We start from the raw sequence: 12,302 nt of genomic DNA, 5'->3' as shown, positions 1-12,302 counted from the left end.
CGGAGGAATTGCCATGCTGTTCATAACGAATAGGTTTCCAAAGGGTTCGATTCAAACAAAAGCAGGTAGAAAATTTGAGTTTGATTTGAAAAGTAACGCCCCAAGCAACTCCGTATATTTCTGCCGGAGAAATGCTGACGGAAGCCTCACGGAGGTTGGCGGAATGAACTTCCTATCAGAACTGAAATGCTCTAAATACCGCCAAATCGTGCTCTACATTCATGGTTTCTCCAATCTTCCAGACGATATCTTTGAAGCCGCTACTGAGTTTCAAAATCTATGTGATCAAAAGGATGCAGAAGAGGTTTTGGTGGTTCCAGTAATCTGGCCGTGTGATAACGACTTTGGAATTATCAAGGACTATTGGGACGATCAGAAGTCCGCTGACGGAAGTGCATTATCGCTATCAAGGGCGTTAAGTCGATTCATTGAGTGGCGAGAGTCAGATCTAAACTCACCAGATACTGACCCTTGCCTAAAACGAATCAACGTTCTTGCCCACTCCATGGGAAATAGAGTGCTCCGAGAAACTCTGTGCGCATGGGATAAATATGATCTCGCCCACGGCGTCCCACTCATCTTCCGCAATACGTTTCTCGTTGCAGCAGACATAGAGAACGAGTCCATTCATCGGACTGAGAGAGCCAAATTAATCTGTGACGCATCGCGGAATGTAGTTGTTTATTTTGCTTCAGATGACTTGGCCTTGCGCGCAAGCAAAGCAGCAAACTTGAAAAATAAGATTGCCTCTCGTCGCTTGGGACATACCGGGCCGGAAAACATGGAGATGACGCCAAAAAATGTCTATGTAGTGGACTGCGACGACGTGAACAATACTTATGACAATCCGAAGGGACATTCATATTTTCGGAGTGGTAAAGAAAAAGGGAAGCCTGGCTTGGTTTTTGATCATATATACGCGTGCTTAAAAACTGGCAGAGTTTTTCCTGAAGATGAGTTACGCCGCTCAACAATAATTCGTGAAATCTAACGAATAAGGATAGATCATGCGCAGCCACGATCTGATCCGTTTGTTGGACGAGCCCGGGCCGGAGGGCTGAGCGCCCCTCTGCAAATATCTTTTTTGGATTTACCCCGCAGGCATGAATGCCGGAGGGCCGGGAATGAGAAGTTGCGGCGCGCTGCGGCGCAGGCAGCGAAGATCTCCCAAATCCGGGCGTTTTAGCGTTCCGGCCACTGAATTCCGTGCTACGGCATCAATCAGCTTGGGGAAGCTGAAGTCCCGAACGCGGCCAGACAGCGCTGTGAGGGAGTCCTACATGACCAGATGGCGACCGCGACGAGCGCTGGAGCAGCGACGACTGCGGGCGATGTCGATCGAATCCGCGGCCCGACGATCGCCATCGCGGTGCCACAGCACGAGTGCAAAGCATCGCTGGTCGGCTCCTTGCGCGGTGGCGTGGAGGGGTTTGGATCGACCTCATACCTGAATTGGAAAATACTGAAAATGCCTCGTCCCAAATGCAATGCTTGACATCGTCGCCGACCGATCGCCGAGGCACGCCAAGGCTGGAGCGCCGGCTCCAGATAGCATGCGGGCATAACTTCCGAACAAACCGACGCTCACGCAAGGGTGCGCGGAGGAATCGTTGCCGAAGTGTCGAGCAGCGGTCGCGGCTATTAAAAGGCTGCCGCAGCCTGCGCGAAGCTGCGGGTGCGGAGGCGGCGGAACGAGTCGACGGTTTCGGCGATTGGCAACACCCGGGACCTGGCATGACGCACCACCTTGCCCGGCGAATGAAAAAAACGCCCGGGGACGGTGGGAAATTCTTGACGCGGCCAGTCGTTATCAATGCGGCGCCCGCTCCCCACGAAACGAGGCGGCAGCAGCATCAATGTGACACTCCGTCGCGCCGTGCAACCTTCACCAAGGTCCGCCATAGGATATACAGGTCGAACCCGAGCGACCGCCGACGAAGGTATTCGACATCCAGCTTTACCTTTTCTGGAATCGGCAATTCATCTCGCCCATTGACCTGCGCCCAGCCGGTCAGCCCTGGCAGCAACTCGTGCACAGCGTACTTCGTACGCAAGGCAATGAGACTCTCCTGATTGAACAGCGCAGGACGCGGGCCGACGAAGCTCATCTCGCCTTTCAGAATGTTCCAGAGTTGAGGCAGCTCGTCCAGACTGCTCTTGCGAAGAAAGGAGCCGATGGGAGTCAGATGGGCTTTCGGATCCTGTAGCAGGTGAGTCGCGACTACGGGCGTTCCCACTCGCATGCTGCGGAACTTGGGCATCCGGAATACGCGGTTGCCCTTGCCAACCCGGTCAGACCAGTAGAGCGCCGGACCGGGCGAAGTCAGACGCACGAGCAGGGCGATGACGACGATGGGAAGCGCCAGAACCAGCGCCGCAACGATACTCAGCAATACATCGAGGGAACGCTTGGCCATCTTTCCGTTGATCCGCTTTCGTGAACATTTGTCGGGCCTGCACCGGCCATGACCGGCACCATCGTCGGGCCAACCCCCGGCGTCTCGACGAGCCGTCAATCGACCTCCGACATCCCCACTCGGCCCACCCCGGGCAGCTTGAGCGCTGGCGGCGAGAGATCGATGCCGAGCGACAAGCCGAGCAGGTTCACCTCGATGCCTTCTTCGGCGGCGATCGTCGCGCCGAGCAGGCCGACCAGGGAAAACTGCAAACCACCGCCACTCGGTGCGCTGGCCACGAGACCACCGTCCGGCAGGTAGTCCTTGCCGATTGCCGTCGGAGGCAGGTCGAGATGGAGCTCCGGAACGGCTCGGCCCAGGTAGGCGATGAAGGTATTGCTGTTCGGACCCGGCCACAGTCGATATTCGTGATTATGCGGATAGGCACGCGCCGCTGTGTGCAGGCGGGCAATCAGCGCGTCCACCTCGACGCCGCCACGGAGCTGGCGAAGCAGCGTCGGCTCGCTGCCGTACCAATAGCCGTCAGCTTCTCCGTCGTGGATGCGCACCGCATCCATGCCCCGGCTTACGCCCCAGCCGACCACCTCCAGACGGGTGTAGCGGTCGGCATCGCTTTCCTTGGTGGCGATCCAGGTATGCACTCCGAAGACGCCGCGCCAACCGAAAGCGCGCGCCGCATAGACCTGGATCAAGGCCTCCGGCGTGTTGCGTGCATCGGGCGCCTGCCCGCTGCTATCGTGCCGGGCGCTTCGCCAGTCGCCTGGGCGGCTGTCGTCGCTCAAATGGCGGCTGAGGGCCACGCCGACCGGGACGACGAGCAGCAGCAGCAACGCCAAGGCAAGCCGTAAGGGCCAGGATGCCGTGATTTTCATCTGTAACAACCTCTTGAGGACAGGCACACAGGCTATTGGCACAGGCCAGTCACCTTTGCTTCGCGGCCGTCAAATTCGTGCCCTCCAAGGCCCCGATTCGCCCACCGGTCACTGCTCGCTGACTGGCGTAAGGCGGTACACATAACATAGCCATCCTGAGGTCACAACCCGGGCACATCCTTCTCGCCTCGCGAAAGGCGAAGCTTGCGTGCCTCCTCCTCGATCTTCGCGCAGGCCCCGGGCGAGCTAATCCAGCGATCCCAGAGACTGCCGGCGAGCAGCGATGCCCCGAAAGTGGCGACGGCAACGCCTCCTTCAACCGCGGCGTTGGCGACATCCAGATCCAGCGCCGGGGCTGTCAAAGTGCCGCCCAGCTTGATGAAGGGCTTGATCAGGTCTCCGGCACTGAAGCCGACTCCTTGCAGCGGTGCGACTCTGAAGGTGAAGTCGATCTTCTCCGAGCGCAGGTCGATCGTTCCTCGCGACACAACGGAAAGCCGGTCAGTTTGCAGAACCACGGCAGGCGCGGTCTCGACATGTCCCTTGCTGGCCTCGAGGTAAACGCCGGCGCAGCTCAGGGTCGAGTAGGTGTTCTTTTTGGCAAAGGGATTGAGCGTGCTGAACAACTGGGAGGCGAAATCGCCGAACAGCACGTCCATGTCCAGCGAGCGAAATTGCCCCGGGGAACTGCGCAGCCAGAAATAGCCGTCAAGCGCTGCGGCCCAGGCGCTGATGCTGTTCCCACTTGCCGAAAAGTGACTTTCGAGGGTGTGACGCGGGAGCCTGGCTTCATCCTCCTTGGCCATGCCGCGAACAAAGAAAATCACGTCACTCGCCTTGAGCTGCCCTTTGACGACCGGCTGCTCATCCCGGACATCGAGCGTGAAGTTTGCAGTCACTTTGCCCTGCCGCCCCTGGCCCTGCAGTTGTTTCACCACCAGCAGGCCGTCTTGCAGGCTCGCACTGGCGTGAACGTCCTGTAGCTGCTGTTGTACGCCTTCCACCTTGGCGAGCGACGCCAGCAGGGTCCCGTCGAAAGTGCGCAGCACTTCCAAAGGCAGCGGTTTATCCGAGAAGAGCTTGCCGCTCTTGTCGTCCTGCTTCGCCATTTTCGCTGCACTCGCCGCACTCGCCTCACTTGCTTCACTTGCTTTATTGACCGCACTCGCCGCATCGGCCGACGCGTTCGGAGACGCCCGCAGCAAGCGGGAATCCAGGTAGTCCGAGCGAACGTCGAGATCGATTCGTGGCTTCGCCGTCGTCGTAATGCGCAAACTTCCCTTGAGGTCACTGTTGCCAAGGGTGGCCTGAAAATCGTCCATGCGCGCGCTATCCTTGCTGCCGGTCATGGTGCCGCTGACCGCGAAGGGCAAATCGACCACGGGCCACGCCGTCAGGCTGCCAAGCGCCGACAATTTCGGCCCCTTCAACGACAGGCGGAGAGCATCGGCCGAGAAAACCGGTTTCAAGACCAGCTTGCCGGCGAGAGCGATAGTGGCCTCCGCGAGTTTGCCATCCAGTCGCTCGATTTGGACACTGGCCGGGTCAGCCGTGCCCTTGGCTTCGACGCGAAAGGCAACCGGCGCGGCGACGTAGCCAGGAGTCGCCGGCAAGGAGGCGCGCAGATCGCTGCCGGCGGCAATCAAATCGAAGCCGATCCGTTCGGGCTCGCGAGGCCAGCCCGTCGACAGCTGCCCGGTCAAAGTGCTATCTGCCAGCGAGAACTGCAGGTCCTTCAGCACCATTCCCTGATCGGACATTGCCAAAGTGGTACTCAGCGAAAACGCCGCCGCCGGCACGCCCTCGAGAATCTCCGGCTTGAGGAGCGCCGCAAGGCTCCCGCCCTTGGCGGTGACCCTGGCATCCACACTGGGCGTCTTTTTCCCAAAATCGAGCGAACCAGCGAAGCCAAGCACGCTGTTTCCCGCCTGTGCGTCCTTACTGTTGAACTGCAGCCGAGAACCCTGGAGCCTCAACTTGCCGCCAAGCGCATAGGGTCCAACGGGAAAATAAACGGCTTTCTCTTCGCCAAGGAGGAATCGCGCCAGGCGATGCAGGTCCGCGCCTTTTATCTGCGGTTCCAGTTCAACAAGCGTGTCGGCGGATCGGAAGTCGATCTGCCCGCTGGCGGACAAATGATTGTCGGCAATGTCCGCAGCAAAGCGGTCGATCCGTAGCTGCTCCGAAAGCAGCGCCAGCTCGCCGTTCAAGCGTGCGGGAAGCGGGCTCTCCGCGGGCAGAGGGATACCACGCGCCCGTGCCAGTTCGCGCAGGTCCGCTGAGCCGGCACGATAGCTGAAGGTGGAGCCGGCCAGATTCTTACGGTCGCTCAGCTTGCCGGATACTTCGCCGGCGATATTGCCGAGGGCGAAGTCGCCCTGCAACTCGTTGCCACCGCCGACCCCCTTGCGCTTCACGCTGGCTTTGACCGTCAGTGGCAATGTCGGCAAGGACGGCAGCGATAACAGCTTGCCGAAGCTCTGCAAGTTGGCCACCTTGGCGTCAATATCGAGATCGAGGTCGCCGAGTTCCGGCAAGCTGTACGCCGCGCCTGATGCCTTGATCAGCAGACCGTCGCTGGTGTACGACAGCTGCCTGACTTGCAGCTCCTTGCCATTCCGACTGACATCGACCTGCAAGGAGTAGGGTTCGTTTGGCAGACGATCGACGCCAAGCAGCTTGCCGAAGGCAGCCACACCGGGACCGTCCGAGTGCAACAGCAGGGAGAAATCGTCAAGCGAAGAGAGACTCGTCGTCGTCAACTTGCCATCCAGCTTGAAGGCGCCAAAGTTGCCCTGCAGCGTACCGTCCAGATGCTCGCCGCCAGGCGCAATCCCGGCGTGCAGCTCGATATTGCCGGTGGTCAGTTCGGGAAGCTCGAGGGTACGCAAGACGTCAGCAGCGTCGGTCGCGAACAGATCGACATTCATGCGCGGCGCTCTCGGATCGCTCAGGCGATCGAGATGGCCGCTTGCTTTCAGGCTGACGTTCGGCCCTTCGAGATCGAAGGCGTAGTTTATCGCCCCCCCGGCGATGAGCTCGTGGAAAGGACCGACGCGACCGTTTACCTTGATCGGGCGCTTGTCGATCACGGCGTCGGTGCTGATCAGCAGCATGTCTTCCGCATCTTGTTGCTGGCTTGCCTGGACAAGGTCGACAAGCAACTCGTCAGTCATACCGGGGTGACGGACGCGGATCTGGACATTGCGCAGTTCGGTTTGACCGAGAACCAGGCGCAGCGGACCTGAGCGCTCGTCAGATTTGCTCCTGTCGCTGTTCCCCATTGCCCAGTTGAACTGCCCTTCTTCGCTCCACTCGAAGAGCAGCCTGGCGTCGTCAGCCTGCGCCATGCTGATCACGATCGGGCCGCGAAAAAGACTCCAGAGGTCGATGGAGAGCGACAGATTCCTTGCCGAAAGCATGTCCGGCTGCTTGCTCCATGCCGGATTCAGCCAGCGAATATTGGCAGCACGAACGGTCGTGATGCGACCGAAACTGATCGCCAAATCGCCGTCGACGTGGAAAGGGCGATCGCTCAGGGCGGTGACGCCTTTTTCGAGCGCCACGCGCATGCGCTCACCGTCAAGCACAAACCAGCTCGCGGCACTGACCAGGGCAAGAATCAGCGCCGCCAGTGCGAGCAGGACGTACTTTGCCCAAGCGCGCTTGGCGTTTACCTTGGTTGTCGTTTGCATGGCAGTGATCGGACAGGCCTCATGTATTGTCGGGGGCAAGCTCAGGCGGTGGCTAATCAAGCCATCGACCGGCAGGGGAAGCGTTCGCGGACTTTGAGCGGACTTCGGCGCCTGCGGCTCCGTCAGGGGAGTCCATCCCGATGGTTCCCGATTGTACGAGAGATCCGCTGCACGACTCGCGCCTTCGCTGCCCAGCAGGGCGTTTGAGAAGGCCCGTAAGCGCCGATAATGTCACCGTAAAACAGCGGATCGAGATCGACAAGCCCGGCCGCGCGACCCTGTCGGCCGGGAACGGCCGCCGAGCAAGCGCCCTGAACGGCACCACCACCAGAAAAAAAACACGTACCAGCTTTTTCGGAGGGATATCGCTATTGAATGCGCTCACTTACTGGGTCGGGATGGCGGGCACGGCCGCTTTCGCAGTCACCGCGGTGCTTGCCGTGGCGCCCCGCGGCATCGATTTCTTCGGAGCGACGGTCCTCGGAATCATCACCGCCATCGGCGGCGGCACGATCCGCGACATCATCCTCGGCGTGCCGGTCTTCTGGGCCGCCGATCTGGCCTATATCTGGGTCGCGCTGGCTGCCAGTCTGGCTACCTTCGCTGCCAACTCGCTGTTTACGCGCAAAGAGATCTACAGCCTGATGCTCTATCTCGATGGGCTCGGCGCTTCCCTGTTTGCGATCGCGGCGACCGACAAGGTCTGGGCACTGGACTTCGGCCGGCCACTGGCCCCGGTCATCCTGGGGATCATCACGGCGATTGGTGGCGGACTGATTCGTGACGTACTGGCGGGAAGACAAACGCTCTTGATGACGCGCGAGATCTACGCCATACCGATAAGCTTCGGCTGTGCACTTTACGTGGCGCTACTGGCATTCGCTCCCGAGTATCGATCGCTCGGCGCGGCGACGGCAATAGTGCTTATCTTCGCGCTGCGCGCAGCGGCCATCCACTGGAACCTGACGGTACCGGATCGGCTGGCCAGCAAGCCCAAAGAGGGATGATCCGGGCAAGTCGCCTGCAAGTCGCCGGACTGCCGTTTCGCTACGCGAAGCGCTCGCGCAATGAGCGCGCGTAAGCGGCCACCTCCGGGGCCCCTTCGGCGGGCGCCCATGGCGCACGTTCAGCCTCGGCGAGCGGCAGGTAGGGACCGCCCTTGGCTTCGAGCATCACCGTCCCGGGATCGAGCGCCAGAATCGTGTGATACACGCCGTGCGGGATGTCGACGCCGCAAACCGGGCCCGTTGGCGCCAGCACCACGGTCTGCTGCACCTGGCCAAGCTGGTCGAAGAAAACGACACCCAGGCGGCCGCGCAGAACGATCATCGTTTCGTCCTTGTTGGCGTCGAGATGACGATGCGGCATCAGGTAGGAGCCGGGCTCAATGGCGTTGAGCAAGCGATGTGCGGGCGCCGCATCGTCGGCGTGGAAGTTGCGGTTCTTGCGCTGGCGGGGGCTGCGACTGGCTTCGAGACTGACGCTATCGAGCAGCGCCTGGTCGATTATTAAGGGGATTTTCATGGCCTCGCTCAGGGGTAGTCGACGCTGACGTTTTCCGTGCTCAGCCAGGCGCGCAAAGTGGTCAGCAGATCGTCCTCGAGGCGCACCCGACTGGCTTCACCGAACGCCAGTTCGCAAGTCGCCTCGCCGTTGTGATAAGCCAGCCGTACCGGACAATTGCCCGGAGTGTACGGTGCCAGCAGGCTGTGCAGGCGTTGTGCCGCGGCCCGGGCATTGCCGCCACTGGCCTGACCGTTGAGTGTCAGGCGCAGATGGCGAGCAAAGCGGCCACGCGCTTCGGCCAGCGTCAACAGGCGTTCGGCAACGACTTTCAGGCGACCTTCGCCGGCAAAATCGTCACGTTGCACCTTGCCTTCGACGATCAGCACCTCGTCTTCCCTGATCTTGGCGCGTTCGGCATCGAGCAACTCGCTGAACACCGAGACTTCGAGCGAAGTGCTGCCGTCGTCGAGCTGAATGAAGGCCATCTTGCCGCGCGCCGTGAATTTGCTGCGCACGCCGACCACCAGGCCGGCGAGGAACTGCGGCTCCTTGCGCGCCTCCAGCGCAGCCAGCGGCTTGTGCGCAAAACGGGACACTTCGGCCTGCAGTTCGTGGAAAGGGTGACCCGAAAAGTAGAAGCCGAGGGCGATTTTTTCCTCGTTGAGCCGCTGCCGTTCGCTCCAGCGCGACACTTCGACGTAGCGCGGGCCGTGCGCTCTACCGTCCGCGTCACCATCCGATTCGAGGAGATCGAACAGGCTGACCTGCATGGCGTTGCGCTCGGCCTGCTCGGCGGCTTCGATGGCGATGCCGACCGAGGCCAGCAGACGCGCTCGATGATCATCGAGCGCGTCGAAGGCGCCGGCACGAATCAGCGCCTCGATAGTGCGCCGGTTGACCATGCGCTTGTCCGAGCGCCGACAGAAATCGAAAAGATCCTTGAACGGGCCAGCCGCTGCACGGGCCTCGATGATGGTATTCACCGCCTGTTCGCCAGTCCCCTTGACCGCGCCGAGTCCGTAGCGAATGCGCTGTCGATCGACCGGCGTGAAGCGATACTGCGAGGCGTTGATGTCCGGGCCAAGCATCTGCAAACCGTTGTTGAGCGCGTCGTCGTGGGCAATCTTGACCGAGTCGGTGTTGTCCATGTCCGACGACAGGGTCGCCGCCATGAAGGCCGCGCAGTGGTGTGCCTTCAGCCAGGCGGTGTGATAGGTGACCACCGCGTAGGCGGCGGTGTGCGACTTGTTGAAGCCGTACTCGGCGAACTTCTCCATCAGGTCGAAAAGCTGCATTACCAGTTTTTCGTCGTAGCCCTTGATCTTCGCCCCGTCACGCATCATGTCGCGATGCTTGGCCATCTCCTCGGCTTTTTTCTTGCCCATCGCGCGGCGCAGGAGGTCGGCGGAACCCAGCGTATAGCCGCCGATGATCTGCGCGATCTGCATCACCTGTTCCTGATAGACGATGACCCCGTAAGTCGGTTCGAGGCAGGCCTTCAGGTCGTCGATGAAGTAGTCGATCTTCTGCTGACCCTTTTTGCGCAGAATGAAGTCGTCGACCATTCCCGAGCCGAGCGGACCCGGCCGGTACAGCGCGAGCACGGCGATGATGTCCTCGAAGCGGTCGGGCGCGAGCTTGCGCACCAGCTTCTTCATGCCTTCCGATTCCACCTGGAAGATGGCGGTGGTATTGCCGTCCTTGAGAATCTGGTAGGTCTTGGGATCATCGAAGCTCAGGCTCGCCAAATCCGGGCGCTCGCCGCTCAGCTGCTCGACGTACTTGAGCGCCAGTTCGATGATCGTCAGATTGCGCAGGCCGAGGAAGTCGAACTTCACCAGGCCGATTTTCTCGACATCGTCCTTGTCGTACTGCGAAACCACCGAGCCACCGCCGTCCGCCGAATAGATCGGGCAGAAGTCGGTCAGCTTGCCGGGCGCGATGAGCACGCCGCCGGCGTGCATGCCGACATTGCGCGTCAGATCTTCCAGACGGGCCGCGAGGTCGAAGAGATCCCTGACTTCCTCTTCCTCATCGATGCGCGCCTGCAACTGCGGTTCGGCGAGCAGTGATTTGGCCAGCGACAGCGGTTTGTTGGTTTCCACCGGGATCAGCTTGGAAAGCTGGTCGCAGAAAGTGTAGGGCAGGTCGAGCACGCGCCCGACGTCGCGAATCACCGCCTTCGAGGACATGGTGCCGAAAGTGACGATCTGCGAGACCGCCGCGGCGCCGTACTTTTCGCGCACGTATTCGATCACCCGCCAGCGATTGTCCTGGCAGAAGTCGATGTCGAAGTCGGGCATCGACACCCGCTCGGGGTTGAGAAAACGCTCGAAAAGCAGCGCGTAGCGCAGCGGATCGAGGTCGGTGATTCCCAGGGCGTAGGCGACCACCGAACCGGCGCCGGAACCACGCCCCGGTCCGACCGGACAGCCGTTGTGCCGGGCCCAGTTGATGAAATCGGCAACGATCAGGAAGTAGCCGGGGAAACCCATCTGCACGACGGTGTCCGTCTCGAGCTGCAGGCGCGCATCGTAAGCCGGCCGCTGCGCAGCGCGCTCCGCGGCATCCGGAAAAAGCTGCTGCAAGCGCACTTCGAGGCCGGCGACGGCTTCCTGGCGCAGGAAATCGGCAAGGGTGACGCCATCCGGAGTCGGAAAATCGGGCAGGTAGCTCTTGCCGAGAGTGATCTGCAGATTGCAGCGCTTGGCAATTTCGACCGCGTTCTCGAGCGCTTCGGGAAGGTCGGCGAAAAGCGCGACCATCTCCTCGGTGGACTTGAAATACTGCTCTTCGGTGTACAAGCGCGGACGCCGGACGTCGCCGAGCATGTAGCCCTCGGCAATACAGACGCGCGCTTCGTGCGCCTTGAAGTCGTCGCGTTCGAGAAACTGGATCGGATGCGTGGCCACCAGCGGCAGCTCCAGCTCGGCCGCAAGGTCGGCGGTCGCCGTCACCAGGAATTCCTGCTGAGGCTGCCCGTAGCGCTGCACTTCGAAATAGAAAGCGTCCGGGAAGAGCTGCTGCCAACGCCGCGCGCACAGCGTCGCCTGCTCGAATCTGCCCTGCAGCAGGGCTTCACCGACATCGCCGCCGGCGGCGCCCGAAAGCGCGATCAGACCATCGACGCCCACCTCCTGGAGCATGCGCCGGCTGAGCTCGGCACGGCCACGCACGCGCGGCGCCAGATAGGCACGCGACAGTAGCTCGCAAAGTTGCCGGTAGCCCTGCCCCGAGCGAACCAGCAATAGCAGTCGATACGGACGATCGGGATCGCTTTCGTTGGCAATGAAGACATCGCTACCGAGCAGCGGCTTGATTCCCTTGCCACGTGCGGCAGAGTAGAACTTGACCAGACCGAAGACATTCGCCAGATCGGTGAGCGCCAGAGCCGGCATGCCGTAGCTGCCTGCGCGAGCAAGCGCATCACCGAGACGGACGATGCCGTCGGTAACCGAATACTCACTGTGCAGGCGAAGATGGACGAACGGGGTTTCAGGCATCCGGCCATTTTACGCCGACGCGGCACGCAAACGGTCACGACATGGAGAGACACCCCGGATCACGAAAACCATGGCCGGGACCGCGCCCACGCCGACGCCCTGCGAGGCTCGCGATCAGCTGCCGCAGCAGCTTAATGTGAAAGAAGCCAGTTGGAAGACGCACGAAACTCCCTTGTCTACGCTGAACGACGATTTTGACCCGAGTGTGTTCGACTTCGCCGCCCATGCCCGTAGAGTCGCTGTCATTGGATAAGTGGCCGGGACCGACTGCGGTGAAGTAGGATCCGGCTTCGTTGTCACACCCTCCTC

Annotated in this window: 8 protein-coding genes; 2 read left to right on the top strand and 6 right to left on the bottom strand. The window is 61.0% G+C overall.

Annotated elements, in window-relative coordinates; genetic code table 11:
• The first annotated feature begins 13 nt into the window (after positions 1-13).
• On the top strand, positions 14-991 hold the full coding sequence (locus V5B40_RS02485; RefSeq protein WP_332353045.1) for an alpha/beta hydrolase: 978 nt from the start codon (positions 14-16) through the stop codon (positions 989-991).
• Between the two features lie 650 nt (positions 992-1,641).
• Here the strand turns inward: V5B40_RS02485 and V5B40_RS02480 are convergent.
• The 4 genes from V5B40_RS02480 to V5B40_RS02465 all read right to left on the bottom strand — a co-directional run bounded on the left by V5B40_RS02480 (position 1,642) and on the right by V5B40_RS02465 (position 6,984).
• Entirely contained in the window at positions 1,642-1,857 is a 216-nt protein-coding gene (locus tag V5B40_RS02480) for a hypothetical protein (protein ID WP_332353044.1), read from the bottom strand.
• Positions 1,854-2,417, bottom strand: coding sequence for a sugar transferase (locus V5B40_RS02475; RefSeq protein WP_332353043.1), 564 nt, complete (start codon positions 2,415-2,417; stop codon positions 1,854-1,856). Before V5B40_RS02475 ends, V5B40_RS02480 begins: the two co-directional genes overlap by 4 nt.
• Before the next feature lie 95 nt (positions 2,418-2,512).
• On the bottom strand, positions 2,513-3,289 hold the full coding sequence (locus V5B40_RS02470; protein WP_332353042.1) for a DUF3750 domain-containing protein: 777 nt from the start codon (positions 3,287-3,289) through the stop codon (positions 2,513-2,515).
• 161 nt (positions 3,290-3,450) lie between these two features.
• Positions 3,451-6,984, bottom strand: a complete 3,534-nt coding sequence (locus tag V5B40_RS02465; protein ID WP_332353041.1) for an AsmA family protein — start codon at positions 6,982-6,984, stop codon at positions 3,451-3,453.
• Positions 6,985-7,187: 203 nt separating this feature from the next.
• Here V5B40_RS02465 and V5B40_RS02460 point away from each other — a divergent pair, with 203 nt between their 5' ends.
• Positions 7,188-7,991: a trimeric intracellular cation channel family protein gene (locus tag V5B40_RS02460; protein ID WP_332353040.1), complete on the top strand. Its 804-nt coding sequence runs from the start codon at positions 7,188-7,190 to the stop codon at positions 7,989-7,991.
• Positions 7,992-8,031: 40 nt separating this feature from the next.
• On the opposite strand, the gene V5B40_RS02455 is transcribed toward V5B40_RS02460, so the two are convergent.
• Both V5B40_RS02455 and dnaE read right to left on the bottom strand, forming a co-directional pair.
• A complete protein-coding gene (locus tag V5B40_RS02455) occupies positions 8,032-8,508 on the bottom strand; it encodes a WbuC family cupin fold metalloprotein (protein ID WP_332353039.1) in 477 nt (158 codons plus the stop codon).
• 8 nt (positions 8,509-8,516) lie between these two features.
• Positions 8,517-11,993, bottom strand: a complete 3,477-nt coding sequence (dnaE, locus tag V5B40_RS02450; protein ID WP_332353038.1) for a DNA polymerase III subunit alpha — start codon at positions 11,991-11,993, stop codon at positions 8,517-8,519.
• Positions 11,994-12,302 lie beyond the last annotated feature (309 nt).

The organism is Candidatus Accumulibacter meliphilus (assembly GCF_036625345.1).
GTDB classification, from domain to species: Bacteria; Pseudomonadota; Gammaproteobacteria; order Burkholderiales; family Rhodocyclaceae; genus Accumulibacter; species Accumulibacter meliphilus.
The sequence above is the reverse complement of the archived record's forward strand: the minus strand, read 5'-3'. Positions and strand labels throughout refer to the sequence as shown.

Excerpts from the sequence above, each read along its gene's own strand:
- V5B40_RS02485 (WP_332353045.1), top strand. The coding sequence starts at position 14 with ATGCTGTTCATAACGAATAGGTTTCCAAAGGGTTCGATTCAAACAAAA.
- V5B40_RS02475 (WP_332353043.1), bottom strand. The coding sequence starts at position 2,417 with ATGGCCAAGCGTTCCCTCGATGTATTGCTGAGTATCGTTGCGGCGCTG.
- V5B40_RS02470 (WP_332353042.1), bottom strand. The coding sequence starts at position 3,289 with ATGAAAATCACGGCATCCTGGCCCTTACGGCTTGCCTTGGCGTTGCTG.
- V5B40_RS02465 (WP_332353041.1), bottom strand. The coding sequence starts at position 6,984 with ATGCAAACGACAACCAAGGTAAACGCCAAGCGCGCTTGGGCAAAGTAC.
- V5B40_RS02455 (WP_332353039.1), bottom strand. The coding sequence starts at position 8,508 with ATGAAAATCCCCTTAATAATCGACCAGGCGCTGCTCGATAGCGTCAGT.
- dnaE (WP_332353038.1), bottom strand. The coding sequence starts at position 11,993 with ATGCCTGAAACCCCGTTCGTCCATCTTCGCCTGCACAGTGAGTATTCG.